We start from the raw sequence: 26,334 nt of genomic DNA, 5'->3' as shown, positions 1-26,334 counted from the left end.
GATGTTCGTGCACGCGATCCGGCGTGATGCCTGACTGCTGACGTCCGGCGTCACGCATTGCCGTGGCGTCGGCCCGTGGCCGAACGGCAAGCTGCCGGCATGCCGCCAGGAGGAAGGCAAATGGCAAAGAAGGCGAAGAAGACAAAGAAGGCGCCTGGCGTCCAGGACGATCAGGCCCGGCTGGAAACGGAAGGCGCCGAGGGAAAGGGCCGCATGCGCAACAAGGAGTACCTGGAGGCCCTGTTCGGGCTGCATGTCGAACTGGTCAAGCTGCAGGACTGGGTGCAAGCCACTGGCAGCAAGATCTGCATCGTCTTCGAGGGCCGGGACGGTGCCGGCAAGGGCGGCACCATCAAGGCCATCACCGAACGGGTCAGCCCGCGCGTGTTCCGCGTGGTGGCGCTGCCGGCGCCAACCGAACGCGAGAAGTCCCAGATGTACGTCCAGCGGTACATACGGCACCTGCCAGCGGCAGGCGAGATCGTGATCTTCGACCGTAGCTGGTACAACCGGGCCGGCGTGGAGCGCGTGATGGGGTTCTGCACGAGCGAGCAGGCTGATGCCTTCCTGCGCGATGTGCCGCCGGTCGAGAAGGCCATCATCGACTCCGGCGTGATCCTGCTCAAGTACTGGCTGGAGGTCAGCCAGGAGGAACAGACCCGCCGCCTGAAAGCGCGCATCGACGACGGCCGCAAGACGTGGAAGCTCTCCGCGATGGATCTCAAGTCGTACAGCCGATGGTATGACTACTCACGCGCGCGCGATGCGATGTTCCTCGCGACGGACACGGACAAGGCGCCATGGCTCGTGGTCGACTCCAATGACAAGCGCCGCGCCCGCCTCAACGTGATCAGCGATCTGCTCGCCAGGATTCCGTATGAAGTCATCCCGCACAAGAAGGTGACGCTGCCGGCGCGGCAGAAGGCCGGCGGCTACGAAGAACCGGACCGCCCGCGCCGATACATCGCGGCACGGTTCTAGCAACGGGCGCCTGGCCTGCAGGCGGCGCGAGCTGCCGTGCCAGATGTGGGCCGCCCCCTCCCCCGATATCGCGCGACGAAGCCAGAAACCATGCCAGCACCGGAACCGTCCCAACACGGGCTGCCTGTCCGCAAGCAACTGCGCGGCGATCGCCGTGTGATGCTGCGCGAGATCCGCGCGGAGGACAAGGACGCCTTGCGCTCGGCATTCGACAGGCTCTCCCCCGAGGCACGCTACGCGCGCTTCATGGCCTTCATGCACGAACTCCCGGAGGGCATGCTCGATGCGGCGACGCACCCGATACCGGGACGCGAATTTGCGCTGGTGGCCGTCGCGGAGGACAGTGAAGGTGAATCGATAGCCGAAACGATCGTAGGCGGTGCCCGTTACGCTGCCGCGCCCGGCAGCGACGAATGCGAATTCGCCGTCGCGATCGTTGACGGCTGGCGCGGCGCCGGCCTTGCCCGGCATCTGATGCAGGAACTGATCGCCATAGCCGGCGCGCATGGCTATCGACGCATGCTAGGCTACGTCCTCGCCTCGAATAGTGCGATGCGCGGCCTGGCGCGCCGGCTCGGCTTCCGGGACGTGCGCGATCCGGACGATCCCGCCTTGCGCCTGGTCACCCTCGATCTTGGCAGGCAAGGCAAGGAGATGGCGGAGAGCGGCGTGCCAGGGGGAACGCAGGGAGCCTGATCGCGGGCCGCGAAGCTGCGTGGGCGCGCGAGCGGCAGATCCGGCCGCCGCAGGCCCTGCCTCTGTCTCGGTCCATTCGGCCCAGTAAGGAGAGCCTCGATGCAACGCGACGACCCGACATCCGGCGCTGGCAATGCCGCAAGCGAGCCGGGGGATTGGTTACGCTGGGTGCCGGGTCTCCTGATGCTGAAACAGTACCGCGCAGCCTGGCTGCCGAACGACCTGGCGGCCGGCCTTGTGCTCACCACCATGCTGGTGCCCGTCGGCATCGCCTATGCGCAGGCTTCCGGCGTTCCGGGCATCTACGGCTTGTATGCCACGATCGTCCCCTTGCTGGCCTACGCCGTGTTCGGGCCCAGCCGGATACTGGTGATCGGGCCAGACTCCTCGCTCGCGGCGCCGATACTCGCCGTCGTCGTGCAGACGGCGGCAGGCGATCCGGCGCGCGCCGTGGTCGTCGCCGGCATGATGGCGGTGGTTTCGGGGCTCGTCTGTATCGGCGCGGGCCTGTTCCGTCTGGGCTTCGTCACCGAACTGCTGTCCAAGCCGATCCGCTACGGCTATATGAACGGCATCGCGCTGACTGTGCTGACCAGCCAGTTGCCCAAGCTGTTCGGCATCAAGATCGAGGACACCGGGCCCTTGCGCGAAATCGTGAACCTTGTGCGCGCCATCCTCGACGGCCAGGCGAACTGGTACAGCTTTGCCGTAGGCGGCGCCAGTCTGGCGGTGATCCTGCTCTTCCGGCGTTTTAAACGGGTTCCCGTCATCCTGCTCGCCGTCGTCCTGGCCACCCTGTGCGTCCGCGTGTTCGAGCTGGACACCCTCGGCGTGAAGGTGTTGGGCAAGCTGCCCCAGGGCTTGCCCGCCTTCTCCCTGCCCTGGATGAGCGGCTTGGACCTGACGAAAGTCATTCTCGGCGGCGTCGCCGTGGCGCTGGTCGCCTTTGCCGACACGAGCGTGCTGTCCCGGACCTACGCCGCACGCAGTCGCAGCCCGGTCGACCCGAACCAGGAAATGGTGGGGCTGGGCGTCGCCAACCTGGCGGCCGGGCTGTTCCAGGGCTTTCCGATCAGCAGCAGTTCGTCGCGCACGCCGGTGGCCGAAGCCGCTGGCTCCCGCACCCAGCTCACCGGCGTGTTCGGCGCGCTGGCGGTGTCCTTGCTGCTGCTGTTCGCCCCCGACTTGATGCGCCTCATGCCCAGCAGCGCGCTGGCCGCGGTGGTGATCGCGGCAGCGATCGGGCTGTTCGAGCTGACCGACTTGAAGCGGATCTATCGGATCCAGCAATGGGAGTTCTGGCTATCGTTCGGCTGTTTCGCGGGTGTCGCGGTGTTCGGCGCGATCCCGGGCATCCTCCTGGCCGTCGGGGCCGCCATCATCGAATTCCTGTGGGACGGCTGGCGCCCCCATTTCGCCATCCTCGGGCGCGTGGCGGGCGTCAGGGGCTACCACGACGTGCGACGCTATCCGCAAGCCAGGCGCGTGCCGGGCCTGCTACTGTTCCGCTGGGATGCGCCACTGTTCTTCGCCAATGCGGAGCTTTTCCAGCAGCGCGTGCTGGAATCGATCGAGCAGGCACCGACAGCCATCCGCCGCGTGGTGGTGGCCGCCGAACCGGTGACGAGTGTCGACGTCACCTCCGCCGACATGCTGAGCGAGCTATGCCAGAACCTGCGCGAACGCGGCATCGAACTGCATTTCGCCGAGATGAAGGATCCGGTCCGGGACAAGCTCAAGCGCTTCGAGCTGATGCCACTGCTAGGCGAGCAGAGCTTTCAGCCGACCGTCAGTGCCGCCGTGGACGCCTACCTAGTCGACCATGCGGTCGATTGGTCCGATACGTTGGACGACGAGGGTGAGTGAGGCGTGCCGGCCCTTGGCGCAGACCTTTCGCTCACAGGTACCGCTCGGCCGTTTCTAGCGCGTTGCGCGGGGGCGGTGCGTCCCCACGCTGGAGCTGCACCAGAAGAAAGGCGCGGTCGCGTGGCGGATCGCCCGGAATCCTGGCGAGCTGCAGTTCGACCGGCCGGACTGCCGGCTCACTGCGCCACCGCGCGCGCCTCCCCCTGCATGCCGGCGGCCTGCACCTCTTCCGGCACGGCAGGCCAGCCGCCACCCAGCGATTTGTAAAGCGCAGCCGTGCCGGTCAAGACGTCCACCTGTCCCTGGATCGCCGCCAGCTGGGCGGTGAACAGCTTCTCCTTGGCATCCGTCACCTCGAGGTAGCTGGTATAGCCCCCCTCATAGCGCGCGCTCGCCTGGTCGGCGTAAACCGTCAGGCTCTTCTCCTGCTGTACCAGGCTGCGCAGCCGGTTGCGTGTCTCCACGCCGTTCGACAAGGCAGTGTTGACATCGGCGAGCGCTGCCAGGACGACCCCTTGGTAGGCCAGCATTGCTTCGTTGCGCTGCGCTGACGCCGTCTTCACCTGGCCGCGGATGGCCCCGCCCTGGAAGATCGGCTGCGTGATGCCGGCACCGAAACTCCACGCCTGCGATGCGCTGTGCCACAGTGCGCCGGGCGTGGTGGCGACGGCGCCGAACAGCCCGCTCAGGTTGACTGCGGGCAGGTAGAGGGCCTCCGACGCGCCGAACAGGGCATTGGCGGAGACGGCCGCCTGCTCGGCCTGCAGTACGTCGGGCCGGCGCGACAGCAAGGCAGCCGGCAGGTCCGCCCCGACGGGCGGCGGCTGCAGTTCGTTGATCGGCTTGCCGCGCTCGATCGGGCCCGGCTCGCGCGCCAGCAGCACCGATAGCGCATTCTCGGCCTGGGCGATGGCGGTCCGCAGCGGGGGAATGGTTGCCTCGGCGGAGTAATAATCGTTCTCGGCTTGCGACAGTTCGACCTGCGATATGACCCCGCCCTCATAGCGTTGCCGGAAGATATCCAGGCTGCTTGCCCTGGCCGCCAGCGTCTGGGTGGCCACGTCGAGCTGCGCATCCAGCCCGCGCAAGGTGGCATAGCCCTGCACCACCGACGCCGCCAAGGCCAGCACGACCCCGCGCCGGGCATACTCGGCGTTCCACAGATTGGCTTCGGCCGCTTCCGCCTGGCGACGGATGCGACCCCACAGGTCGAGTTCCCAGTTCGCACTGAATTGCCACTGATAGATGTTGCGCGGCGTATCCAAGGACGCCAGCGGCGTGCCATTGAACGTACCGATGCGCTGGCGGGCCGCCGAGGCCGACAGGTTGACCTGTGGGAAGAAGCCGGCGCGCGCGACGGCCAGTTGCCCCCGGAATTGCTCGATGCGCTCCGCCGCAATCCGTACATCGTAGTTATTGCGTAACGCGGCATAAACCAGGGCATCCAGCACCGGATCGCCAAAGCCATCCCACCACGCACTGTCCGCCGCGATCGTCAGCGCCCCTGCGTCGACGCGGTACTGCGGTACATCGGGTGTTTCGGGCCGCTTGTAGTCGGGACCGATTGCACATCCGGCGAGACACGCGGCAATGCAGGGAACCAAGAAGCGATGGCCAGCGATCATGGCGATTCTCCCGTTGATTTCTCTGAGTATCGCCAATTCTCCGGGTATCGCCAGTTTTTGACGCAATCCCTGGCAGGCATTGCGTGCGTGGCCGCCGCCGCAGCGATGCTGGCGACCCGTGCGGTCAGCAAAAACCGGAGCGGCCTTGTCGCAACATCCAGAGAGATCGACCTGCCTGTTAGGACACCCCGCCCCGCCCTCGGCCGGGCCCGGATTCGACGCCGCGCAGATTCGACCCTGCTGGCTGTCCTATTGAATTTTGTTGAATTGCACTAGCTTGAATGCAGAGAGAATCGCCGCGCGCCCGGCGCGACGCTGTCGGCGACTAGTACGCCGCAGTGCGATCGGCCATCTGGCCAACAAGCGATGCGAGGCTATGCTGCGGCGCGAAAGCCCGACGCGATTCACGGTGCCGCGCCGCTTGCCTTCGATGCGCCTGAAAGGAAAAGGGGGAAGTGGGGCGCAAGTCAGCAAGTCAGTCAGGAAGCAGGTAAGAAGCAGGTAAGAAGGGGCCCGTTCCCGCGCGTTGCAGAAGCTTGCGCAAAGGCGTCCAGGGGAGCGATCCGGCCCAGCGTGTAAGGTATGCCATGTCGATCGTTCGTTTGCTCTTGACCTGGATGGCCCTCCTCGTGGCCTGCCATCCAGCGCTGGGCGCTCCGCCCGCGCCTCCCTCCCCGCCCGCCGCTTCCATGCCCGCCGCATCCACGCCGGCGGCGCCTGCCGCGGCAGGGGTCCGCCAACTCAACCTGAGCAACAAGCCATGGCGCGGCGATTTCAACGCGATGATGGAACGCCGGGCGATCCGCGTGCTCGTCCCGTACAGCCGCACCTTGTACTTCAACGACCGCGGCCACGAGCGCGGGGTCACCGCCGATACGGTTCGCGACTTCGAACGCTACGTCAACAAGATGTACAGGGACCGCCTCGGTAAGCGGCCGCTGACCGTCGTGATCATTCCAGTCACCCGTGACCGGCTGCTGCCCGACCTGGAGGCCGGCCTGGGCGATATCGCGGCAGGCAACCTGACCGTGACCGACGAGCGGCTGAAAGAGGCCGACTTCGTGGTGGCGAAAGACGCCAAGCCCACGCGGGAACTGGTCATCACCGGGCCCAAGTCGCCTGCGCTTGCGAAGGTTGACGACCTCAGCGGCAAGACCGTGCATGTGCGGCGCAACAGCAGCTACTACAGCAGCCTGACCAGCCTCAACCAGCGCTTCCGGCAGCAGGGAAAGCCGGAGATCCGGGTGGTGCTCCTGCCGGACGCCCTGGAAGACGAAGACGCACTCGAGATGCTCAATGCCGGCCTCCTCCAGATCCTGGTGGTGGACGACTGGAAGGCACGCATCTGGGCCCAGGTCCTGCCGAACATCAAGGTGCACGAGGATATCGCCGTGCGCGAGGGCGGGCGTGTCGGGTGGGCCTTCCGCAAGGGGAGCCCGGAGTTGCAGGCGGTGCTGACGGATTTCTACGTGAACTTCATCAAGAAGCAAGGCATTGCCGCGTACCGGCTCAAGCAATATAGCGTGCGCATCAAGCAGATCCACGACAACACGGACTCGGCCGACATCAAGCGCTTCCAGCAGACAGTGGCCCTCTTCGAGAAGTATGGCACGCAGTATCGCTTCGACCCGCTGATGCTGGCGGCGCAAGGATTCCAGGAATCGAGGCTGGACCAGAAGGCCCGCAGCCACGTCGGCGCCATCGGCATCATGCAGCTCATGCCGGCCACCGGCAAGGAGCTCAACGTGGGCGACATCGCCATCGCCGAGTCGAATATCCATGCCGGCGCGAAGTACCTGGATCGGCTGATGTCGAAGTACTTCGGGCAAGCGCATTTTTCCGACACGGATCGCTCGCTGTTCGCCTTCGCGAGCTATAACGCTGGTCCCGCAAACATCGCCAAGATGCGAGCCGAGGCGAAGAAGCGCGGGCTCGATCCGGACAAATGGTTCAATAACGTGGAGATCGTGGTGGCGGAGAAGATCGGGATCGAGACCACCACCTATGTGCGCAACATCTATAAGTACTATGTTGCCTACCGGCTGATCGAGGAGGTGAACGCTGCCCGCACCCGCGCCATCGAGACGCTGCGCAAGTAGCGACCGCCATTTTCTGGATTCCTTTACCTGTCCAGCGGCACCATGCCCGTCCAGAATGACAAACGCGATTCGGATGCAGAGCCCCGAGAGCCCGTGCTGGATACCGTGGAGCGCGTCTCGGAGATGTGCTTCGGCCTCTTCATGGCGCTGACCTTCGTCGGCGCCGTGTCGGCCGCGACTGCCGGCGAGGACGCAGGCAGGAAGATGATGTACGCAGCCCTTGGCTGTAACCTGGCCTGGGGCCTGGTCGATGCGGTCATGTACCTGGTGCGCGCGGTGATCACCCGGGGCGAGCGGCACACGCTCGCGCTCGCGGTGCAGCAGGACACCGATCCCGCACTGGCCGTGGGCAGACTCCGTGGTGCGCTCTCCAGGGCCATGCGGACGCTGGTGGCGGATGCCGAGCTGGAGCAGATCCGCGCCCGACTCGTCGCGGCGCACCGCCTGCCGCTGCAGCCGGGGCTCGCCCGGAGCGATTTCGTCGGCGCGCTGGGGATCTTCCTGATCGTCGTCCTCTCGACGTTTCCTGTGGCCCTGCCCTTCGTTGTGCTGGACGACATGCACGCGGCTCTGATTGTTTCGCGCGTCTTGAGCCTGGCGATGCTGTTCGGCGCCGGTGTCGCGCTCGGGCGCCATGCAGGCGTCAGCGCCTGGAAGGCCGGGCTCGGCATGGTTTCCGTCGGGGTGCTTCTCACCATGGCGGTCATCGCCCTCGGCGGCTAGGCCAGCGCGGCCGATCCGATTTGGACAAGGCGCGTACCGTCCTGTTATATTCCGAGCACCGGTTCCGAACCCGTGGTACGAAGGCGAGCTACCCATGATCCCTGCACTGCCGAGGCCCCGCACCGAGCACGCGCTGCGCGCCGATGTGCCTCGTCCAGGCCGGATCGGCTCGCGCGGTGTCGGCCGCGGTGTCGGCTGCGGTGTCGGCATTTCCCTGCCCGATTCCGTCGTACCGCCCTGCAGCGGCCGCCCCGAGCAGGCAGCGGACTTCCCCTGAGCGCCGCGACATGGCAGATCGATCGACCCCGCGTCTTTCCTCCCGCGTGCCGGTCATGGCCGCGCTGGGCGCTTCTCTCCAGGGCTGTGCCCTGCGCGGTGCGCCCTCCTATGAGCTGTTCGGCGCCTATTTTCCGCTCTGGCTGCTGAGCGGGCTGATCGGCATCCTCAGTGCCATCGTCGCCCATCGCGTGTTCGTCGCCACCGGATGGGCGGAGGCGGTGCCATTCCAGTTGTTCGTCAACACGGCAATCGGCGTGGCGATCGCCGTGCTCGTCTGGATGCTGGGAACGGGGCAGATTCTATGAAAATGGCCGGCGTGCGCAAACGCTCCCTGGGTGGCAAGCTGATCGCGGGGGCGATCATCGTGGTGGCCATGCTGCTGGCCTTCTACGCGTATCGCTTCAGCGTGCGCTTTCCGTCCACGGACGATGCCACGCTCGACGCCGACGTGGTGCACGTGGCGTCGCCGGTGGGCGGGCGGATCGCCAGGATCTGGGTCACGGACAACCAGCAGGTCGCCAAGGGCGATCCCCTGTTCGAGATCGACCCCGTGCCCTACCGGCTGGCCCTCGCACAGGCGCGGGCGGACCTCGAGCTGGCGCAGGCAGCCCTGGGCACGCGGCGCAGGACGATCACCAGCGAGCAGGCGGTGGCCTCAGTCGCCTCGGAGCAGACCAGCCGGGCCGCGCAGAACTATGCCTTGACCGCGCGCACGGTGGAGCGCCTGCGTCCCCTTGCGGCCGACGGCTATGTTCCCACCCAGCAACTCGACCAGGCTCAGGTGGCGCAGCGCGACGCGGCGATCTCGCTCAAGCAGGCACACGTGCAGCGGGCCGCGACGGCCCAGGCGGTCGGCAACGATGCCGATGCCATCGCGGCGGTGCATGCGCGCGAAGCCGCGCTCGCCATCGCGCAGCGCGCGCTGGACGATACCCTGGTGCGCGCCCCGCACGAGGGGCGGGTCACCGGCCTGACCGTGCTGTCCGGTGAAGTCGTCATTCCCAACCAGTCGCTCTTCGTGCTCATCCACACTGGCGAATGGTTCGCGGTGGCCAACTTCCGCGAGACGGCGCTGGCCAACATCAACGTCGGCGATTGCGCCACGGTCCATTCGATGATCGACCGCAGCCAGGCCATCCGCGGCACCGTGACCGGCATCGGCGCGGGCGTGCTCGACACTGATCGGGTGAACCTGCCGCGCTCGCTGCCGTACGTGCAGCAGTCAGTGAACTGGGTGCGCGTTGCCCAGCGCTTCCCAGTACGGCTCCAGCTCGCGTCCCCGCCCGACAAGCTGGTCAGGATCGGCGCCAGCGCCACCGTGGAGATCCGGCATGGCGCGGCTTGCCGCTGACCGCGCCTGGCCCGCAACGGGCGACATCCTGCGCCTGCTCGCACCCTTTCCGGGTCGTGCGCAGGTGGCCGCGCGCATCGCGCTGGCCTGCGCGCTGACGGTGCTGGTGACCTCCATGTACCAGACGCCCGAGGCCGCCATTTCTGCCTACGTCATCTTTTTCCTGAACCGCGCCGACCGCACCAGCAGTGTGCTGATCAGCATCGCCATGCTGGTGATCATCACGCTGGTCATCGGGCTGGTCCTGCTCGTCGCCATCGCCAGCATCGACGTACCGCTATGGCGGGTGGTGTGGATGGTGGTGCTGTCGGTCGCCCTGCTGTTCTTGACGTCGGCCAGCAAGCTGCGACCGGTGGGCGCCATCGTGGCCATGATCACCGGATACGGACTCGACGTACTCGGCCTCGTTCCCATCGGGGAGCTGGCGACGAGGGGTCTGCTCTACGCGTGGCTGATGGTGGCCATCCCCATCGGCGTGAACGTGGTGGTCAACCTGCTGCTGGCCCCCTCCCCGCGCCGCCTGGCCGGCCAGCGGCTCGGGGCATGCCTGCGGCTCGCCGCGCAGGCGCTGCGGGCGCCTCCGGCCGCCCCGTCCGCGCTGGCCACCAGCCTGCGGGAAACTGTCGAGACCGTCCCGGCCTGGCTGAAGCTGTCGAAGATCGAGGCCAGCGCATCGGCCGCCGACCTGGCAGCGCTGGGTCAAGCCTTGTCCTCCGTCACGTCGATCCTGCTGGCCGTGGAACTTGCCTGCCGCGAACCGGCGGCGCGCCTGCCGGCGGCGCTCGCGGTGCCGGTCGCCGACACGCTGGATCGCATGGCGCGCATGCTGGAGGACGGCGGCTATCCGGTCGAGATCGCGCCGCCCCTGCCGGCCGTTGACGAGATTGAAGGGCTGGCGCCGCTGGCCCGGGTGGTTGCCACGGAACTGCAGTCGGCCATCGTCGGGTTCGCGGAGGCCGGACCTGCGGCGCAACCCGCGGCCTCCGGCGAGGCGGCCGAAGGTGCTGAAGGCGCTGAAGGCGGTGGCTTTTTCCTGCCGGATGCCTTTTCGAATCCGGGTCACATCCGCTACGCGCTGAAGACGACTGCCGCTGCGATGTTCTGCTACTTCCTTTACATTCAGCTCGACTGGACCGGCATCCACACCTGCTTCATCACCTGCTATATCGTTTCCCTGGGCACGACCGCCGAGACGGTGGAAAAGCTGACGCTGCGCATCGCCGGCTGCGCCATCGGCGCTCTGCTCGGTACGGCGGCGATCGTGTTCGTCACCCCCTCGCTCACTTCGATCGCCGGCCTGATGGCACTGGTGTTCGCCGGCGCCTGGGCATCGGCCTGGATTGCACAAGGCTCGCCCCGGATCTCCTATGCAGGATTCCAGGTCGCCTTCGCCTTCTTCCTGTGCGTGCTGCAGGGCCCGGCACCGGGCTTCGACCTGACCATCGCGCGCGACCGCACGATCGGGATCCTGCTTGGCAACGTAGCCGTCTATCTCGTGTTCACGCGGATCTGGCCGGTGAGCATCGCCGGCGCGATCGACGCGGCGCTGGCGGACCTGCGGCGCCGGTGGGAAGGCCTGGTGCGGGCGCCCGACACCGCTTCGCGCCGCGCGCAGGCAGGCGCCGCCCTGGCAGAGCAGGATGCCATCGCACAGAACCTGGCCCTTGCGCACTACGAGCCTGCCAGGATCCGACCCGCACCCGCGTGGCTCGCCGCGCGCCACCTTGCCCTGGCCCGGCTGGGTGCGATGGCGGGGCCGCTGTTCCTGCTGACCGAACGCTGGCCCGGCGACCCCGAGGCCCGCAAACAGTTGCGGCGCGCGTCGGATGACGGGGTCTTCGGTGCCGCCGACGCGACGCCGGACCTCGCAGTCGCGCCCGCGCCCACAGCCGATGGGCGGGATGCCGTCGTACGCACGAGCCTGCTTGGATTGATCGACGAGCGCCTGGCCGGCATCGGCCCGCCGGCACCGCACACCAACTCAGGAGAATCGTCCGTCCATGCGCCAACTTAGCCTGCCGGCTGCGTCCGTGATCCTGGCCGTGGCGGGAGCGAGCGGATGCGCAACCTCGTCGCTGGACATGGCGCCCCCGAGCCCGGATCGTCCCTGGCAGCCGGAGACGACGGCGACCGGCGAAATCGTGCCGGGCCCGCCGAAAGGCGCCGCCGCTGCGGCTGCGGCCGGCCACGTGCTCCCCGCGAATACGGCGCTGGCCACCATCGCCCCGGCACCGGAACTGGATGCCGCCCACGACTACACCTTGCCGGAACTGATCGACCTGGCGGAATCCACCAACCCGCTCACGCGCATTGCCTGGAACGACGCGCGCAATGCGGCGCTGGCTGCCGGCATCGCCAAGACCTCGTATCTTCCCCATATTTCCGCCAGCGCCCTGGGCGGCTACCAGTCCGGCCATGGCACGCTCTCCACTCCCCTGGGACAGGCATCGGGCAGCGGGTCGGGGCAGGGCGCGGTGTCAGTGCTGGCGCTGCAGTGGCTGCTGTTCGACTTCGGCGAGCGTTCCGGGCTGGTGGAGGCTGCCGAGCAGGATTCCGTGGTGGCCAATATCGGTTTCACGGCGGTCCATCAGCGTGTCATCCACGAGGTGAGCGTGGCCTTCTACGCCTACCAGGCCGCACGCGCGCGCGCCGCCACGGCGCAGCAGGCGCTGGACAATGCCGATGCCGTTCTGGTGGCGGCACAGTCCCGCTTCCGCCGGGGCATTGGTACCGTCGTGGAGGTGGCACAGGCCACGCAGAACCGTGCGCAGGCCAATCTGGTGCTGGTGCAGGCCGACGGCGCGGAAAAGGATACCTACCTGGGCCTGGTCACGGCGATCGGGATCTCGCCACTGGCCAAGCCGAAGATCGCCGAGATGCCGCTTCGCCCGCTGTCGGCGGCACTGCAAACCCCTGTTGAGCAGATTGTCGACACGGCCATCGCCAGCCGACCCGACGTGCTGGGCGCCTATGCGCTCGAAAAGGCCAGCCAGGCCAGGATCAGGGCGGCCGAGGCGGAGTTCCTGCCCAAGGTCTTCCTGTCGGCCTTTACCTCGTACGCGTCCGGCAGCACCACCATCACTGCCATCCCGGCCGTGGGGCAGCAAGCGCCGACTGTCAACCTCAGCAACAACCGCTATGGTGGCAGTGTCTTCCTTGGGGTCACGATCCCGCTCTACGATGGCGGCCTGCGTTCGGCCGTGCTGGCGCAGGCCCGCAACAATGCCGACAGTGCGTCAGCCAGGCTGACGCGGGCAAAGGAAGAGGCGGTGCGCCAGATCGTGGTCAGCCAGAATGCGCTGGCGTCGAGCCTGGCGGCCCATGACGCGGCGAAGGCGCTGGCGGCCGCCGCGCAGACCACGTACGACGCGGCCTTCGCCGCTTACCGGCGTGGCGTCGGCTCGATCACTGACACCATGCTGGCGCAGAACCAGCTGATCATTGCGCGGAACGCGTCGGCCGACGCCTATAGCGGTGCCTTGTCGGCGGCCGCCACGCTGGCACTGGCCACCGGGTCCATCGGCGCCATGCGCGACGGACCCGGCAGGTAGCCCGGCCGCGCAACTACCGCGTCGGGCCGCCCCCCCGGCTCAATTGAGGCTGCTCGGGTCCTTCTGCTTGGCTTTCTCCTTGGTCATCAAGGCCCAGTAGCCGCCGATCTGCCGCTGAGTGACATAGCCCTTCTTCTTGGTATCCATCTGATCGAAGTGCTTGTAGACTTCCGGCCAGCCGGCCTTGGCTTCCTCGCGGGTCAGCTTGCCGTCATGGTTGGTGTCGGCCGCCTTGAAGCGTTCGATGGCCTTCGCCTTGGCTTCCTTCGCGTTCATCGGCTGTTGCGTTTGCGGAGCTTGCGCTTGAGGCTGGGCTTGCGCGTCTTGCGGCTGGGCTGGCGCGTCTTGTGGCTGCTGCGCGCCGGCACTCGCACAAGCGAGCGCCGCCACGAGTACCAGGCCAGCAGCGGGCAACATACGCAGGGTCATTTCCGTCTCCTTGAACACTTCCGTGGTGGGGCCGTTCCGGTCGATGCCCGCCGCAAGCGGCGGGCGGGCGAGGGGCACGCATCGATTAGACAATTGGACTGCATGGGAAATACCGGGCATAGCGCGAGCGGCGCCGGATCGCCGGCGTGGGGTGCGCAAGGCCCCCTGCATTTCCAGCCGCCATTCTGCTACTGCCGTGAAGTCCCACGAATTGAATTTTCCTTTGACCTGATCTGCACTTTTTCCCTTCCGGGCGCCTTCAGGGCTCCATCTGGAGGATGCCCAGGCATGGTGAACGTGGCGCGTGCCACGGCCAGGCCGCGGCAGCGGGCCGCCTCCGACCATCCGCCGGGCCTAGCCGAGGATGGCTACTTTGCCGCGCGCCTTGCCAGCAACGGCTCGCTGACACCCTGCACACCCACCAGCGAGAGCACGGTGGTCAGGCCGATCTGGGCGCCTTCCCAGGCGTTGGCCGGATCGAACCACTCGTCGCGCGAATGGGCGCCGCCGCTCTTGCCGCCGCTGCCCAGGATGATGGCCGGGATGCCGAGCGACATCGGCACGTTGGCGTCGGTGCTGGCGCCGCGCAGGCTGGGCTGCGACTTGCCGTGGCCCAGGATCGCGCGCACCGCGGCCTGGACGATGACGGCATCGGCCGGCGTGTGGCCAGCGGGCCGGTCGCCGATGAGCCGCACCTGGTAGGTGATCTTGTCCGAGTTCCAACGCTGGTTTTCCTCGGCGACGCCGGCGGCGATGGCAGCCATGATCTGCTTCTCGGTTTCCAGCAGCGTGGGCATCGCGTTCGAGCGGATGTCGATATTCATGCGCGCGTCGCCGGCAATGGCGTTGACCGAGGTGCCCCCGCTGACGGTACCGACCGTGAAGGTGGTCTTGGGGTCGGCGGGTGGCCGCACGTCGTCGATCTTGGCAATCGCCCGGCCCATGGCGTGGATGGCGCTCGGCAGGCCGAACGCGCCGAAGCTGTGGCCGCCGGGGCCGCGGAAGGTCACCTCGTAGCGGTGGCTGCCCGTGCCCAGCGTGAGCACCCGGTCGCCCTCGCCCGGCTCCAGGCCGACCATGCCGTCGATGTCCCGGTGCTCGCGGAACACGGCCTTCATGCCGCGCAGATTGCCTAGCTCTTCCTCGCCCACGTTGCCCACGAAGATCAGGTCGCCCACGGTGTGGACATGGTTGTCGTTGAGGACCTTGAGCCAGGACAGCAGTACCGCCAGCCCGCGGGTGTCGTCCGAGATGCCGGGCGCATACAGCTTGCCGTCGCGCGGCTTGACGGTGACGTCGGTGCCGGCGGGGAAGACCGTGTCGAGGTGGGCCGAGACCAGCAGCTTCGGGCCCTTGCCGCTGCCCTTGCGCACGCCGATCACATTGCCCTCGGCATCGATGCGGGCATCGGCCAGTCCGAGCGCCTTGAACTGTCCCAGAAAGTACTCGGCGCGCGCGTGCTCCTTGAACGGCGGCGCCGGGATCTCGGTCATGGTGGTCAGCTCGCGCAGCGTGCGCGCATCATCGGCCTTCACGTCGGCCAGCAGCGTCTTGAGCAGCGGGGATGACGCCAGACTGGTGTAGGCGTGGTCCACCGCGGGCGATACCGGCGCCAGCGCAATGGTCTGCGCTTGGACCGGGCTGGCCAGCGCCAGCGCGGCGAGCACGGCGGGCGCGGCAGGCAGGACGTGGATCAGGAAGGCAGGCAGGCGGGCACGGGCTTGCATGATGACGGGACGGCTCCAGGAAAGAGGCGCGAGGGATCGGGGGAAATCGCCCCCGGCCGCCATGGCCGGGGCGTCCCTATTCTGCCAGCAGAGCCCGCGTTGTAGCACCCCGTCCCGTGCCGGGGCACCGGCTCAGCTTGCCGCGGGCGGCGGCGCCAGCGGGCGCGGCATGGTCAGCTGGCGGTAGCGCGTCAACGCCCACAGCGGGAAGTAGCCGGTGTAGCCGTGGTACTTCAGGTAGTAGATGCGCGGGAAGCCCGGCGCGTTGTGCGACGGGTGCCACCAGAGCCCGGCTTCCTCCTGGCAACCGAGCAGGTAGTCGATGCCCCGGCGCGCGGCGGGAGAGCCCGCCTCGCCCACCGCGTACAGCGCCAGCAGCGCCCAAGCGGTACAGTTCGGCGTGCTTTCGCCACCAAAGGTGCCGGCCAGCGACGGATCGAAATACGTGTCGTTGGTCTCGCCCCATCCACCATCGGGGTTCTGGACGCGCAGCAGCCAGTCGACCGCCTTGCGGATATAGGGCTGGCGCACGTCCTCCCCCACCAGCGCAAGGCCCGCCAGCACGCTCCAGGTGCCGTAGATATAGTTGGTGCCCCAGCGGCCCCACCAGGCGCCATCGGCGCACTGGGTCTTGCGCAGATAGGCCACGCAGCGCGCGACGGCATCCGCGTACGCTTCGCGCTTGCCGCTCAGTCCGATGGCGAGCAGCACGCGGCCGGAAACGTCCTCGGTTGGCGGGTCCAGCAAGGCACCGTGGTCGGCGAAGGGGATGCGGTTCAGGTACTCGCGGTCGCAGTTGGCGTCGAAGGCTGCAAAGCCGCCGTTGCGCGATTGCAGGCCCAGCATCCACTGCATTGCCCGGCTGACTGTCTTCTCGTAGCGCTGCGGCTGGCCGAGGCGCCGCCCGTGCACCGCCAGCATGGCCGCCACGACCGCGCTGTCGTCGATGTCCGGGTAGTACGCGTTGGCATACTGGAAGGCCCAGCCGCCCGGCGGCACGGTGGCCGGCACGTGCTCGGCCCAGTCGCCGCGCAGGTCCAGCACCTGCCGCGGCTCGAGCCAGTCGTAGGCGCGCTGCACCGCCTGCTGCGTGCGCGCATCGGTGCCGGCATGCTGCAGGGCCATGATGCTCCAGGCCGTATCCCACACCGGCGACAGGCAGGGCTGGCAGTACGTCATGCCGTCGGGGCGGTGCACCACCAGCTTGCGCAGCGCGGCCAGGCACGTCTCACGCATCGGGTGGGTCTTGGGGAAGCCCAGCAAGACCATCATCTCGTACCAGTACACCATGGGCGGGAAGATGCCGCCCAGGCCGTCCTCGCCGTTCATGCGCTCGGCGCACCAGGCCTGCGCGCGGTCGATGGCCCGCTGCCGCAGCGACGCCGGAATCAGCGGCTCGAGGCAGCGCGCGACCTTGTCCACCGCCAGGAAGGCCTTGCGCAGCAGGCCCTGGCTGGAAAAGTAGTGGCGCTCCTGTTCGGGCGGCGTGACGAACAGCTCGCGGATGCTGACGCGATGCGGATTGACCGCCTTGGCCCGCAGCGAGCACAGCACCATCAGCGGCACCAGCGTCGAGCGCGCCCAGTAGGCCATCTTGTCCAGGTGCACCGGCGCCCAGCGCGGGAACAGGATGAGTTCGACCGGCACGAAGGGCGTGGCACGCCACGGCACCTGCTCGAAGGTCGCGAGCAGGATGCGGGTGAAGACATTGGACTTGGCCGCGCCGCCCGCGGCCAGGATGGCCTGGCGCGCCTGCACCATATGCGGCGCGTCGGCACTGTCGCCGGCGGCCTTCAGGGCGAAGTAGGCCTTGACGCTGCACGAAACGTCGAGCGCGCCGCCGTGGTACTGGTCCCAGCCACCGTGGCGGTCGCGCCGCTGGATGCTGCGCAGGTAGGCGGCCATCGACGCCTGCAGCGAAGGGTCGATCTCGTCGGCGAAATGCATCATCAGGATGTACTCGGCCGTGATGGTCGCGTCCGATTCCAGCTCGAAGCACCAATGGCCGTCTGGATGCTGCTGGCGCAGCAGGGCCTCGCGCGCGGCGTCGATGGCCGCATCGAGCCTGGCGTCGGCACGTGGCGCGGCGGTGTCGCGCGCGGGCTGCGGCGCGGGATGTGGCGCCGCGTGCGGCCGTTCCGGCGCCAGGGCCGTCGTCGATTCGAGCGCCGCGTTCATTGGGCCCCTCCCCGCGTCATCAGGTCGAGCTGGCGCAGGACTTCCGCCCGCAATGCGGGCGACATCGACTGGTTGCCGAGCAGGTCGGAAAGCCACAGGCCGTCGGCCGCGAGGCGGCAGATCATCAGCCGCGCCGCCTCCGCCTCGGGCAGCGGGTCAGGCTGTGTGATCTCCGCAATCCGCGGACTCCAGCGCTCGCGCGTGTCCGCATCGGTCAGCATCAGCGCGAGCAGCAGGTGAAGATAGCTGGCGGTACCTTCCTTCTTCTGGTCGCGCAGGGTGGCATGGATATAGGCGCGGGCCGCGCGCCCTTCCTCCAGCGGATCGGCGGCGGCAGCAGCGGCGACATCCTGGTTGAAGGTATCGACGGCGGCGTCGAACAGCGCGTCCAGCAATGCTTGCTTGCTGCGGAAGTGGTGCTGCAGGCCGCCCTTGCTGACGCCGGCGTGCGCCGCCACGGCATCGAGGGTGACGGCACGCAGCCCAGCCTCCAGAGCCAGTTGCGCGGCGGACTGCAGCAGTTGCGGGCGCAGCACATCCGGCTGCTTCTTTCTGCGGTGGGCATTGGTCATGGGCGCGATCATACCATCCGGCCGGATTGTTTTGCGCGCAGGAGATCCATGCGGCACAAAGCGGTTCGGGCGCCTGTGGCGGCGGCCCGGTCGGCACGAGGGAAATCGCCCTTCCCGGTCGGCTAACGCTTCTTCGAATCGGGGTAGATCCGGTCCCAGTCCTGCTTCATGCTGATCACCACCCAGCCCCGGGATCCGGCGGCGTCCAGTGCCTTGTCGAGCTTGCCCACCTTCGACTGGCGATCGTAGGCGAACTCGCGTTCGGCATCGTCGTGATGCACCAGCATGCCCAGCCGCGGCCCCGCCCCGCCGGTGGTGTACTCCAGCATCTGCAGATCGCCGTCAGAGTTGCCCACGGCCAGGATGGGGCGGCGGCCGATCTGCCGGTAGATGCCGATCGGCTTGCCCGGGCCGACGTCGACGAAATCCATTCTCGGTTCGCGCACCAGTTCGGGCTTGCCGTCGTGCACGACGTAGCGCACGGCCTGGCTGGAACCGATCACGTTCTCCGGCGGGATGCCGTAGACCTGCTCCGTCCACGTCCGCATGAACTCGAGGCTGCCGCCCGAGACAATATAGATGCGGAAGCCGTTGGCGCGCAGATAGCTGAGCAGTTCCAGCTGGGGCTGGTAGACCAGCTCGGTGAACGGGCGGTTGAACTTCGGATGCCGCGCCGTGGCCAGCCAGGCGCGAATGGTCTTGTCGTAGTCCTCGACGGACATGCCGCTGTTGGCCGCGAGCAGCAGCGGAGCCAATTCCATTTCGTGCTCGGCCAGGGCCGTCATGTCATTGGCCGCCACCGCCTGGAATGCAGGGTTGTTCGCCCATTCCGGATGCTGCGGCGCGGCGGCCTTGATCTGCTCGAACAGGAAGAAGTACTGGGTGTACAGAGGCTGCTCACCCCACAGCGTGCCGTCGTTGTCGAACACGGCAACGCGGTCTTGCGGCGGCACGAAGTCCGGCGATCCCACCTGCGTCACGGCCGCCACAAACTTTACGATGGCCTGGCGGGCGGGGCCGTCGCGCCAGGAAGGCAGCCAGTCGACTGCGGCGGCGGCCGACGGCGGCACGGACTTCGGCACATTCTGCGATGCCGCGCCGCCGCTGGGCGGGGCCGCACAGCCGCCCAGGCCGGCGGCGGCCAGCATCATGGCCAGCGCGATTGCCGCGGCGGCGGCAGAAAAACGGGCGAGGCTGCGCGCGATCGGGGACGGGGGCATCATGATTCGCGCTCCATGAGTCTGGCAGCGGACGCACCAGGTCGGGCGATATCCGCCCATGTTCTTCATCGTTGCAGAACGGGCGGCGATGCGGAATTGAAAGTTTCCGTGACGGCGAGTTGAAGCTTTTGCAGTGCGTGGGCGGGCGGGGTCTGGCCGGCTCGGAGGGCATGCCGTCTGCGCGACGCAGCGCAGCAAGGGCCGGCGGTGACGTGCTGGCTGCGCTTGCCGGAAACCCTTGCCCGACCCCGGCCGTGTTCAGCCGCGCAGTACGTGATCAGGCGTGATCAGGCCGCCGGCACGGCATCCTTGCGACGGAACGAGGCCTGCGCCGTGGCGATCAGCCGGCCCTGCCCGTCGGTCAGCTCCGCATTCGAAAAGAAGACCCGTCGGCCACCGCCGATGCGCCGGCCGACTACCTGCATCGGCTCGACATGCGCGGATGCCACATAGTTGACGTTCAGCGAGATCGTGGTGGCCGCGCGGCGCTGTCCGTTCTCCGGGTACAGGCCCGCGTAGCCGGCCGCTGCATCCAGCAGCGTCGCCAGGATGCCGCCCTGCACCACCCCGGTATTGTTGATGTGGCTCGCCTGCGGCGTGAACGACATGCGGACCATGTCCGGCTGCCAGTCGACGATGGCGACGTCGAGCGATTCGAGGTAGGGATTTTCCAGGGCGTGGGCTTGGCTTGCGGGGCGTTGGTCGGACATGACTTCGAACTGCGGGCAGCAGATGGGTGGCGGATTGGTAGCGATGGGGAGCCCTGATGGGGAGCCCCGATGGGAGCCCGTATGATAGCCGTGTGTGCCGATTCTGGTCGGTTGTCGCGAACGGGTCAGGCGGACCGGTCCTAGCGCGCGCCCTGCCCCGGCACGATGGCGGCGACCCGTGCTGCGCCGTGCAGCGCGCCGCGCGGCCCCGGCCCGCCCGGGCCACCCGGTCCAGCAGGCGGGCGACCACCGGGCGGCGGCGGTCCCTCGCCCGGGACCGGCGGACGATCGATTGCCGGGCTGGCCGACGGGTCCACCACCAGCGCCAGGCCGGCCTGGTAGCGGTCGGCCTGCTGGCGCACCGCGCCAAGCACGGTGTCGCCGGCCGTCAACGCGATGCCATCGCTGCTGTTCAGCGTGTCGCGCGTCAGCCGGCGTGCATAAGCCGGCAATTGCGTGTAGAGATACTCGCTGAGCGCGTCGGGCAGGAAGAACTGCGAGGTCAGGATGGCGCGCGCGCCGCTGAGGACCTTGACGTGGATATGGGTCGTGCGCCCCGCATACCAGCCTGGATAGATGGTGCGGAAGACGACGGCACCGCTCTCCCCCGTCGTCTGGCTGCCACGCAGGAAAGTCTTGCCCTTCGCGGAGATGTCCCGCTCGTCGCCCTGGCCCGCGTAGCCGGAATACGTGCCGGCGGCATTGCAGTGCCAGATGTCCACGCGCATCCCCGGGAGGGGCTTGCCTTGCACGTCGCACACCGTGAGGCGGACATCGAGCGGCACGCCTGCCTGCCCCTCGGTGATATCCGACCGCTCGCGCCGGGCATCGAAGTAGTAAGGTCCCTCGGTGGTCTGGGCCGTCAGCGGCAGCAAGGCCTGTCCGGCCGTGGCGGCGTGCAGCGGCTTCGCTTCGCCCAGGCCGGCCAGCCCGGCGCCACCGAGTCCTGCCGCCAGCACATGGCGCCGCTGGCGCGAGAACCGTGCGCTGTCGTCGATCGACATGCTCGTCTCCAATGTCTTGATGCTTTGAGTCTAGTCCCGGCCTGTGTGCGGCGTATTTCCGCCATGTGTCGAAGTCGATCTATTCGGGCCGCCCTATTCTGCGGACCGCCCTATACCGACCGCCTAATCGAGCACCTATTCCCGTCTTTGCCGAGCGGCCTGCTCACCGGGCATGCACTGATCACCGCTAAGCCGCTGCAGCGTGCGTATGAAAATCCCGCAAGAGAAAGGCTGCGCGGTCGAAAAAATTCAGAATTGAATATTCTATTCTTTGCTCATCGTGGATTCTATGAGTTCAGCAGCTTTCTCGCCGATCATCAATGTCGTTGCATGAATATTCCCCGCAATCATGCGCGGAAAAATGGAGGCGTCAGCGACCCACAGCCGTTTGACGCCGCGCACACGCAAATCCGGTGACACGACAGCCGAGGAGTCAGCCCCCATTCTGCAAGTGCCCGCGGGATGATAAAATGGGCGCGTGTTGTTGCGTAGGTATTTGATTTCTACTTCTTCACCCGCATCCGCTGCAGGCAAATCGAACACTTTAAGGATATTTTTACAGAAAGGCGGAGTGCTGGCTATACGGCGGATCCAGCTTAATCCATGTCGCAAGGAGGCCAAATCGTCCTCATGCGACAGCATTCTGGGGTGAATGGCGATGGGGGTCGTCGGTTCCGCATCGCACAATGATAGATAACCTTTGCTGGCAGGATAGTTTGCCGTCAGTAACATCGTGATCAGATTCTTGCGGGGGATGACACTGCGTGTTCCGAGAGCTTGGCTACCCCACCTGTTCCCAAATGCAAAAAATAGAATCTGAAGATCGGGCAGGGGATGGTTGTGGCGAGACCTGCAAAATGCAGCCACTTGAGCAGTCGCCGCACTTAGGGGCCCAGTTCGAAAAAATAGGTAACGAAGTACCTGAACAGGAATCTGCCACGGGGTTACGTAATAATTGATCGTCGGAATATTCATCTCGGCGTGAATCCGCACGCCGGCGTGCTCCATGAGATTGCGTCCTACCTCTGGGCTTTCCGCAATCTGATCGATCCCCACGCGCGCCAACTCCGCTCTGGGACCTATCCCCGAAAGCATGAGCAAATGCGGCGAATTGATCGCCCCTGCACACAAAATGACACCTGAGCGAGCGCGCAGCTTAATTCGAGTGCCATTCGCACCATTGTCGCGGACGACAACACCAGTTGCTCGATTGTCTTCGAAAACCACGCGCTCCACGAATAAATCTTCACGTACCATCAAATTTGACCTGTGCAGATTGGGGGCGATGTAAGCATCATAAGTCGAGTGGCGGCGACCATTGAGGATGTTTCCCTGGACCCAGCCGATGCCCTCGTGACTGGCGCCGTTCAAATCATCATTGAACGGGATGCCGGCCGCGACGGCGGAGTCAATGAACATCTTGGACAACGGATGGCTCCAGCGGGGAAAGGAGACCCGTAATGGTCCTTGGCGCCCCCGCATAGGGCCACATATCGAATCGGCGTCTTCCATGCGTTGAAACAGCGGTAAAACCGAGTTCCAATCCCATCCTGTATTCCCAAGTTCGGCCCAGGCATCATAGTCGGCGGGGGCACCGCGGACAAAAACCATTCCGTTTATTCCGGATGATCCCCCCAGCATGCGTCCACGAGGCCACAACTCGGATAGTCCCTCTCTGGAAGGGTCCGGTTCCGATTTGTAGCACCAATCATATTGGCTTCTACCAATCGTGTAGAGTTGGGATGCAGGTATCCGCGTAATTCCAAGCCGGTCCTTCTTCCCTGATTCGATCAGCAACACAGAAGTGTCTGAATTTTCCGTAAGCCGTGATGCTACGATGCAGCCAGCACTACCTGCACCCACCACAATATAGTCAGCTTCGAATTTCTGGTTATCCTGTCGCATGGCATGCACTTTCCGTCAGAAGAATGGATGGAGGTTGCCGTCTCGGAAAAAACGCCTTCAAGCCTAGTGGCATCAAGGATTGAAACTTCGGGGAAGAACAGCGGAGCGCGCCGGGATTGACTTCAGGATTGCTAGAAAGTCCTCCGATGTCCATGTGTGAATGGTGAAAGACACTGACGTATCTTCGGGGATAAGTGCGCTAGCGGCGCCCACGTATTCCCCCCTTGCTCCAAAGCGACAAGACTTGATACAAGTTCGGGCTTGATCGATTGGAGTGCTGAGAATAACGTCCGCAATCGAATTGCATTGAATACTTCGTGCATCGATAGTGAATCCACAACCGACCGCCTTAACATAGCTTTCCTTTAGCGTCCATAGGGCATAGAAATGTTCTACGAATTCATTTTCTGCGATTTTTGACTGCAGAATGCGCAACTCTGCCTCCGAGCAGAATGAACGAGCCGCAGGAAATGAAGCCAGCCGAGCATCTTGTTCCTCGATGTCAACCCCAATTTGAATTTGCGGCGGGCAAAGAGCAACTACGGCGAAATGCTTCGAATGCGAGATATTGAATGAGCATCGCTGCGCAGGTGCGACAGCAGCCAAGCAAGGCTTGCCAAGTTGCCCTTTTTCGAAGCGCCATTGCGACGGATGCATTTCATACTGGCTGCTCAGGAGGGAGCGCAACAACCCATGAGCGGCCGCATAGGTGCACTTGTCACGGGATTGGACGAATCTTTCGAATTTCTGCATTTCCTCCCTGCTTAATATCGTCAGGCAAGCATCGATGACAACCCCTGGCAATTGTCTGCTATCGAGCACATGGATCCGGGCCGAGCAATGTCGCGCGAACAAAAACATTCGAGATGAAATGTCTTTACTGCAGTCTAGTGAGGCAAAAGACTCGCCTCATTTATTCGGCTCGTTCTGGGGTTTTTTACGTTCCGCGCGAGTAAATACTATTACTCCTGTCACGACCAGAGTTGCACCAATCGCGATCCAGATGGTGAATGGCTCATTCAAAATGAAAACACCTAGTAATATGGTTGCGACCGGGCCGATCATGCCAATCTGAGAAGACATGGCTGGACCGATTCGCTCAATAGCCATCATGACGGACAGGACGGGGACCGCCGTACACAGTGTTGCGTTCAGGATCGATAACAAAATGACTTGCGGAGCCACCGTCAAAGCATCATGCAGCGGTCTGAGAGCGATGAATTGTGCAATCGCGAAAATGCAAGCCACGCTCGCAGCCAGGCCAACCAGCCGCAGTGATCCTAAGCGCTTGACGAAATCGCCACTCCATAACAGATATGTGGCATAGCTGACAGTACTCAAAAAGACCAGGCCGCCGCCCAGAGGCACCGATTTGATACGGCCTTGCAGCGCCTCCTGTCCGAAGGCGACGAGGACACCACAGTAACTCACTGCAATGCCAATTACATGGCTACGCAAGATGGGACGCTTGAATATCAGCCAGCTGAGCAGCAGCACCAAGGTGGGCTGCAGACATAATATCAGCCTCTCCAAACTGGCACTGATATACGCAAGACCAGCAAAATCCAACGCGCTCGCCAGATAAAAACCGGTAAATCCCAGCCCTATTACACTGAGCCAGTCATGCCCTGTCAGTGCCGGGCGGCTTCTCCCCGCCCACCACGCCATTGCCATGAAAATGGGAAGTGCGAACAACATTCTTAGCATCAGTAGGATTACCGCATCGGCTCCATAGCGGTATCCAAGTTTGACGATGATGCCTTTGCCACTGAACGTAGTCGCACCGACGATTGCGAGCACGAACCCTGTCGTGAGTGCTTTTGAGAGAGGTACTGTCCTCTCTGCAATTGCGGAAGCGTCGGCATTTTTGGAAATTTGACTGCTTGTCATGTTCTGCCCTACGGTGTTGAGCGACGACCTTGCTGGGAATGCCAACTAGCGCAATGCGGAGAAGTCTGCGTCATTTGACCATGGCATATATCCCGGCATTGGATATTTTTCGCAGAGTCGATGCACCTGATTTCTCACGTCGACCTTAACGATGGGATCCAACGTATATTCTCGGTCATTCTTGATCTTGATATTTTCCAATACTCTGACTATCGCAAGACAAGTCTCCTCGATGCCATCTACGGTCATGCGTCGAGCGGCGGCGCTGTTTGTTCCCAATCTGACTCCACTGGCGACGGTTACCGCCTTGCAGTCATTGACGATCCTGTTCTTGTTGACGATGATGTCGCACTCTTCCAGAGCCCGCTGGGCCACGATACCGGTAATACCGAACGTACTTAATACATCAAGGATTACAATGTGATTGTCCGTTCCACCGAACTGGACCTTTACACCTAGCGATTGAAACTTCGAGGCCGCCGATCGCGCGAGCGATTTGACATTTGCCACGACGCTTCGGAATTCCTGGGTGGAAGCGTTCGCAAGTGCGCGAGCCTTGGCTGCAATCTTGTTTGGGCTGGGGGCACCTTGGTACAGAGGGAATATTCCACGGTCCAGTTTCTGGGAAAGAGTAGTTTCTGTCCTAGTGTCAACAACGAGATCATGATCCCTGCCACACAAGATCAGGCCGCCCCGCGGACCGTACAATTGTTTATGCGTACACATCGTAGTGACATGCGCGATATTGATCGGCGAAGGGTGCTCACCAGCGGCGACAAGACCCGCGATATGCGTGATGTCTGCGAGTAGGTAAGCTCCTGCCTCATCGGCAATCGCGCGAAAACGGGCAAAATCCAGAGTTCGCGGGTAGGCGGTAGTGCCCGCGATGATCAACTTTGGGCCATGTCGCTTTGCGAGGTCGTGCACGGCGTCGAAGTCGATATGCCCGTCTGCCGTCAGACCGTATGCAATCGCATTGAAGTGCTTTCCTGAAATATTCACCCGCGATCCATGACTCAGGTGACCTCCAGCGTCGAGATCCATGCCGAGAAGCGTGTCTCCAGGTTGGATCAGCGAGGCGATCACGACCTGGTTGGCAATGCTCGCGGAGAGTGGTTGTACATTCGCATAGCGCGCGCCGAAAGCCTCGCGCGCACGTTGAATCGCCAGGCGCTCGACCTTGTCGATTACCTCGCAACCGGCGTGGTAGCGTGCGCCGGGATATCCCTCAGCCGTGACATTGTCCAGAAACAGTCCTTCGCAAGCCAATACGCTGATGTCGGAGATACTGCAAGAGGCCACCAATGCTAGAGTCCGATGTTGCCTGTGCAACTCTTCCGTCAACAACGCGTGAAGTTCCGGATCGGTACTCCGAAGATTCGACTGCGCGGCAACTGAGATGCTCTCGAGAAAGTTCATGGTCATGGCTCGCTGGTCGAGGAAAATCGTCCCCGCATCGTGAGGTATAAAAAAAGTGCATGAAAAACGGAGTTCGAAGGACTATGCCACTGATATACCGATTTTGATT

At 65.0% G+C, this 26,334-nt stretch carries 22 protein-coding genes; 10 read left to right on the top strand and 12 right to left on the bottom strand.

Going from position 1 to position 26,334, the window contains the following annotated elements; translation table 11 throughout:
- Window positions 1-120: 120 nt before the first annotated feature.
- The 3 genes from ppk2 (at window position 121) to AC1Z3O_RS09395 (ending at window position 3,543) form a co-directional block, all read left to right on the top strand.
- Complete coding sequence (ppk2, locus tag AC1Z3O_RS09405) at window positions 121-981, top strand: polyphosphate kinase 2 (protein WP_483515415.1); 861 nt, start codon at window positions 121-123, stop codon at window positions 979-981.
- A gap of 159 nt (window positions 982-1,140) precedes the next feature.
- A complete protein-coding gene (locus AC1Z3O_RS09400; protein ID WP_483515414.1) occupies window positions 1,141-1,677 on the top strand; it encodes an N-acetyltransferase family protein in 537 nt (178 codons plus the stop codon).
- 99 nt (window positions 1,678-1,776) lie between these two features.
- Window positions 1,777-3,543, top strand: coding sequence for a SulP family inorganic anion transporter (locus AC1Z3O_RS09395; RefSeq protein ID WP_483515412.1), 1,767 nt, complete (start codon window positions 1,777-1,779; stop codon window positions 3,541-3,543).
- Between the two features lie 176 nt (window positions 3,544-3,719).
- Here AC1Z3O_RS09395 and AC1Z3O_RS09390 read toward each other — a convergent pair whose 3' ends face one another.
- The gene (locus AC1Z3O_RS09390) at window positions 3,720-5,168 is read right to left on the bottom strand and encodes an efflux transporter outer membrane subunit (RefSeq protein WP_483515410.1); all 1,449 of its coding nucleotides are present in this window, start codon (window positions 5,166-5,168) and stop codon (window positions 3,720-3,722) included.
- 617 nt (window positions 5,169-5,785) lie between these two features.
- On the opposite strand from AC1Z3O_RS09390, the gene AC1Z3O_RS09385 reads away from it, so the two are divergent.
- The 7 genes from AC1Z3O_RS09385 (at window position 5,786) to AC1Z3O_RS09355 (ending at window position 13,171) form a co-directional block, all read left to right on the top strand.
- Window positions 5,786-7,267, top strand: coding sequence for an MltF family protein (locus AC1Z3O_RS09385; RefSeq protein WP_483517558.1), 1,482 nt, complete (start codon window positions 5,786-5,788; stop codon window positions 7,265-7,267).
- A gap of 42 nt (window positions 7,268-7,309) precedes the next feature.
- Window positions 7,310-7,990 carry a VIT1/CCC1 transporter family protein gene (locus tag AC1Z3O_RS09380; protein WP_483515408.1) on the top strand — a complete coding sequence of 227 codons (681 nt, stop codon included), beginning with the start codon at window positions 7,310-7,312 and terminating at the stop codon, window positions 7,988-7,990.
- Window positions 7,991-8,084: 94 nt separating this feature from the next.
- Entirely contained in the window at window positions 8,085-8,267 is a 183-nt protein-coding gene (locus tag AC1Z3O_RS09375) for a hypothetical protein (protein WP_483515406.1), read from the top strand.
- A 10-nt stretch (window positions 8,268-8,277) separates the two neighbouring features.
- Window positions 8,278-8,574 carry a YtcA family lipoprotein gene (locus AC1Z3O_RS09370; RefSeq protein ID WP_483515404.1) on the top strand — a complete coding sequence of 99 codons (297 nt, stop codon included), beginning with the start codon at window positions 8,278-8,280 and terminating at the stop codon, window positions 8,572-8,574.
- Window positions 8,571-9,620 carry a multidrug transporter subunit MdtN gene (gene mdtN, locus AC1Z3O_RS09365; protein ID WP_483515402.1) on the top strand — a complete coding sequence of 350 codons (1,050 nt, stop codon included), beginning with the start codon at window positions 8,571-8,573 and terminating at the stop codon, window positions 9,618-9,620. The genes AC1Z3O_RS09370 and mdtN overlap by 4 nt, the downstream gene beginning before the upstream one ends.
- Entirely contained in the window at window positions 9,601-11,634 is a 2,034-nt protein-coding gene (locus AC1Z3O_RS09360; RefSeq protein WP_483515400.1) for an FUSC family protein, read from the top strand. The genes mdtN and AC1Z3O_RS09360 overlap by 20 nt, the downstream gene beginning before the upstream one ends.
- Window positions 11,621-13,171 (top strand): TolC family protein, encoded by a 1,551-nt coding sequence (locus tag AC1Z3O_RS09355; RefSeq protein WP_483515398.1) that lies wholly within the window; start codon window positions 11,621-11,623, stop codon window positions 13,169-13,171. Before AC1Z3O_RS09360 ends, AC1Z3O_RS09355 begins: the two co-directional genes overlap by 14 nt.
- A 39-nt stretch (window positions 13,172-13,210) precedes the next feature.
- On the opposite strand, the gene AC1Z3O_RS09350 is transcribed toward AC1Z3O_RS09355, so the two are convergent.
- The 11 genes from AC1Z3O_RS09350 to AC1Z3O_RS09300 all read right to left on the bottom strand — a co-directional run bounded on the left by AC1Z3O_RS09350 (window position 13,211) and on the right by AC1Z3O_RS09300 (window position 26,231).
- The gene (locus AC1Z3O_RS09350; protein ID WP_483517557.1) at window positions 13,211-13,600 is read right to left on the bottom strand and encodes an EF-hand domain-containing protein; all 390 of its coding nucleotides are present in this window, start codon (window positions 13,598-13,600) and stop codon (window positions 13,211-13,213) included.
- 368 nt (window positions 13,601-13,968) lie between these two features.
- Window positions 13,969-15,327, bottom strand: coding sequence for a M20/M25/M40 family metallo-hydrolase (locus tag AC1Z3O_RS09345; protein WP_483515397.1), 1,359 nt, complete (start codon window positions 15,325-15,327; stop codon window positions 13,969-13,971).
- A 132-nt stretch (window positions 15,328-15,459) separates the two neighbouring features.
- Window positions 15,460-17,505 (bottom strand): squalene--hopene cyclase, encoded by a 2,046-nt coding sequence (gene shc, locus AC1Z3O_RS09340; protein ID WP_483515395.1) that lies wholly within the window; start codon window positions 17,503-17,505, stop codon window positions 15,460-15,462.
- Complete coding sequence (locus tag AC1Z3O_RS09335; protein WP_483515393.1) at window positions 17,502-18,077, bottom strand: TetR/AcrR family transcriptional regulator; 576 nt, start codon at window positions 18,075-18,077, stop codon at window positions 17,502-17,504. The genes shc and AC1Z3O_RS09335 overlap by 4 nt, the downstream gene beginning before the upstream one ends.
- Before the next feature lie 122 nt (window positions 18,078-18,199).
- On the bottom strand, window positions 18,200-19,297 hold the full coding sequence (locus tag AC1Z3O_RS09330; protein WP_483517556.1) for an HAD family hydrolase: 1,098 nt from the start codon (window positions 19,295-19,297) through the stop codon (window positions 18,200-18,202).
- Window positions 19,298-19,584: 287 nt separating this feature from the next.
- Window positions 19,585-20,007, bottom strand: a complete 423-nt coding sequence (locus tag AC1Z3O_RS09325; protein WP_483515391.1) for a PaaI family thioesterase — start codon at window positions 20,005-20,007, stop codon at window positions 19,585-19,587.
- Window positions 20,008-20,147: 140 nt separating this feature from the next.
- Window positions 20,148-21,011 carry an intradiol ring-cleavage dioxygenase gene (locus AC1Z3O_RS09320; protein ID WP_483515389.1) on the bottom strand — a complete coding sequence of 288 codons (864 nt, stop codon included), beginning with the start codon at window positions 21,009-21,011 and terminating at the stop codon, window positions 20,148-20,150.
- Window positions 21,012-21,275: 264 nt separating this feature from the next.
- Window positions 21,276-22,916: a GMC family oxidoreductase gene (locus AC1Z3O_RS09315; protein WP_483515387.1), complete on the bottom strand. Its 1,641-nt coding sequence runs from the start codon at window positions 22,914-22,916 to the stop codon at window positions 21,276-21,278.
- A 72-nt stretch (window positions 22,917-22,988) separates the two neighbouring features.
- Window positions 22,989-23,777, bottom strand: a complete 789-nt coding sequence (locus tag AC1Z3O_RS09310) for a 4'-phosphopantetheinyl transferase family protein (RefSeq protein WP_483515385.1) — start codon at window positions 23,775-23,777, stop codon at window positions 22,989-22,991.
- A gap of 48 nt (window positions 23,778-23,825) precedes the next feature.
- The gene (locus AC1Z3O_RS09305) at window positions 23,826-24,806 is read right to left on the bottom strand and encodes a DMT family transporter (RefSeq protein ID WP_483515383.1); all 981 of its coding nucleotides are present in this window, start codon (window positions 24,804-24,806) and stop codon (window positions 23,826-23,828) included.
- 45 nt (window positions 24,807-24,851) lie between these two features.
- Window positions 24,852-26,231: a serine hydroxymethyltransferase gene (locus AC1Z3O_RS09300; RefSeq protein ID WP_483515381.1), complete on the bottom strand. Its 1,380-nt coding sequence runs from the start codon at window positions 26,229-26,231 to the stop codon at window positions 24,852-24,854.
- Window positions 26,232-26,334 lie beyond the last annotated feature (103 nt).

This window comes from Cupriavidus sp. 09_S30 (assembly GCF_056930435.1).
Note: the sequence above shows the minus strand (reverse complement) of the source record. Positions and strands in the feature narration are given on the sequence as shown.

Excerpts from the sequence above, each read along its gene's own strand:
- ppk2 (WP_483515415.1), top strand. The coding sequence starts at position 121 with ATGGCAAAGAAGGCGAAGAAGACAAAGAAGGCGCCTGGCGTCCAGGAC.
- AC1Z3O_RS09400 (WP_483515414.1), top strand. The coding sequence starts at position 1,141 with ATGCTGCGCGAGATCCGCGCGGAGGACAAGGACGCCTTGCGCTCGGCA.
- AC1Z3O_RS09395 (WP_483515412.1), top strand. The coding sequence starts at position 1,777 with ATGCAACGCGACGACCCGACATCCGGCGCTGGCAATGCCGCAAGCGAG.
- AC1Z3O_RS09390 (WP_483515410.1), bottom strand. The coding sequence starts at position 5,168 with ATGATCGCTGGCCATCGCTTCTTGGTTCCCTGCATTGCCGCGTGTCTC.
- AC1Z3O_RS09385 (WP_483517558.1), top strand. The coding sequence starts at position 5,786 with ATGGCCCTCCTCGTGGCCTGCCATCCAGCGCTGGGCGCTCCGCCCGCG.
- AC1Z3O_RS09380 (WP_483515408.1), top strand. The coding sequence starts at position 7,310 with ATGCCCGTCCAGAATGACAAACGCGATTCGGATGCAGAGCCCCGAGAG.
- AC1Z3O_RS09375 (WP_483515406.1), top strand. The coding sequence starts at position 8,085 with ATGATCCCTGCACTGCCGAGGCCCCGCACCGAGCACGCGCTGCGCGCC.
- AC1Z3O_RS09370 (WP_483515404.1), top strand. The coding sequence starts at position 8,278 with ATGGCAGATCGATCGACCCCGCGTCTTTCCTCCCGCGTGCCGGTCATG.
- mdtN (WP_483515402.1), top strand. The coding sequence starts at position 8,571 with ATGAAAATGGCCGGCGTGCGCAAACGCTCCCTGGGTGGCAAGCTGATC.
- AC1Z3O_RS09360 (WP_483515400.1), top strand. The coding sequence starts at position 9,601 with ATGGCGCGGCTTGCCGCTGACCGCGCCTGGCCCGCAACGGGCGACATC.
- AC1Z3O_RS09355 (WP_483515398.1), top strand. The coding sequence starts at position 11,621 with ATGCGCCAACTTAGCCTGCCGGCTGCGTCCGTGATCCTGGCCGTGGCG.
- AC1Z3O_RS09350 (WP_483517557.1), bottom strand. The coding sequence starts at position 13,600 with ATGACCCTGCGTATGTTGCCCGCTGCTGGCCTGGTACTCGTGGCGGCG.
- AC1Z3O_RS09345 (WP_483515397.1), bottom strand. The coding sequence starts at position 15,327 with ATGCAAGCCCGTGCCCGCCTGCCTGCCTTCCTGATCCACGTCCTGCCT.
- shc (WP_483515395.1), bottom strand. The coding sequence starts at position 17,505 with ATGAACGCGGCGCTCGAATCGACGACGGCCCTGGCGCCGGAACGGCCG.
- AC1Z3O_RS09335 (WP_483515393.1), bottom strand. The coding sequence starts at position 18,077 with ATGACCAATGCCCACCGCAGAAAGAAGCAGCCGGATGTGCTGCGCCCG.
- AC1Z3O_RS09330 (WP_483517556.1), bottom strand. The coding sequence starts at position 19,297 with ATGCCCCCGTCCCCGATCGCGCGCAGCCTCGCCCGTTTTTCTGCCGCC.
- AC1Z3O_RS09325 (WP_483515391.1), bottom strand. The coding sequence starts at position 20,007 with ATGTCCGACCAACGCCCCGCAAGCCAAGCCCACGCCCTGGAAAATCCC.
- AC1Z3O_RS09320 (WP_483515389.1), bottom strand. The coding sequence starts at position 21,011 with ATGTCGATCGACGACAGCGCACGGTTCTCGCGCCAGCGGCGCCATGTG.
- AC1Z3O_RS09315 (WP_483515387.1), bottom strand. The coding sequence starts at position 22,916 with ATGCGACAGGATAACCAGAAATTCGAAGCTGACTATATTGTGGTGGGT.
- AC1Z3O_RS09310 (WP_483515385.1), bottom strand. The coding sequence starts at position 23,777 with ATGTTTTTGTTCGCGCGACATTGCTCGGCCCGGATCCATGTGCTCGAT.
- AC1Z3O_RS09305 (WP_483515383.1), bottom strand. The coding sequence starts at position 24,806 with ATGACAAGCAGTCAAATTTCCAAAAATGCCGACGCTTCCGCAATTGCA.
- AC1Z3O_RS09300 (WP_483515381.1), bottom strand. The coding sequence starts at position 26,231 with ATGACCATGAACTTTCTCGAGAGCATCTCAGTTGCCGCGCAGTCGAAT.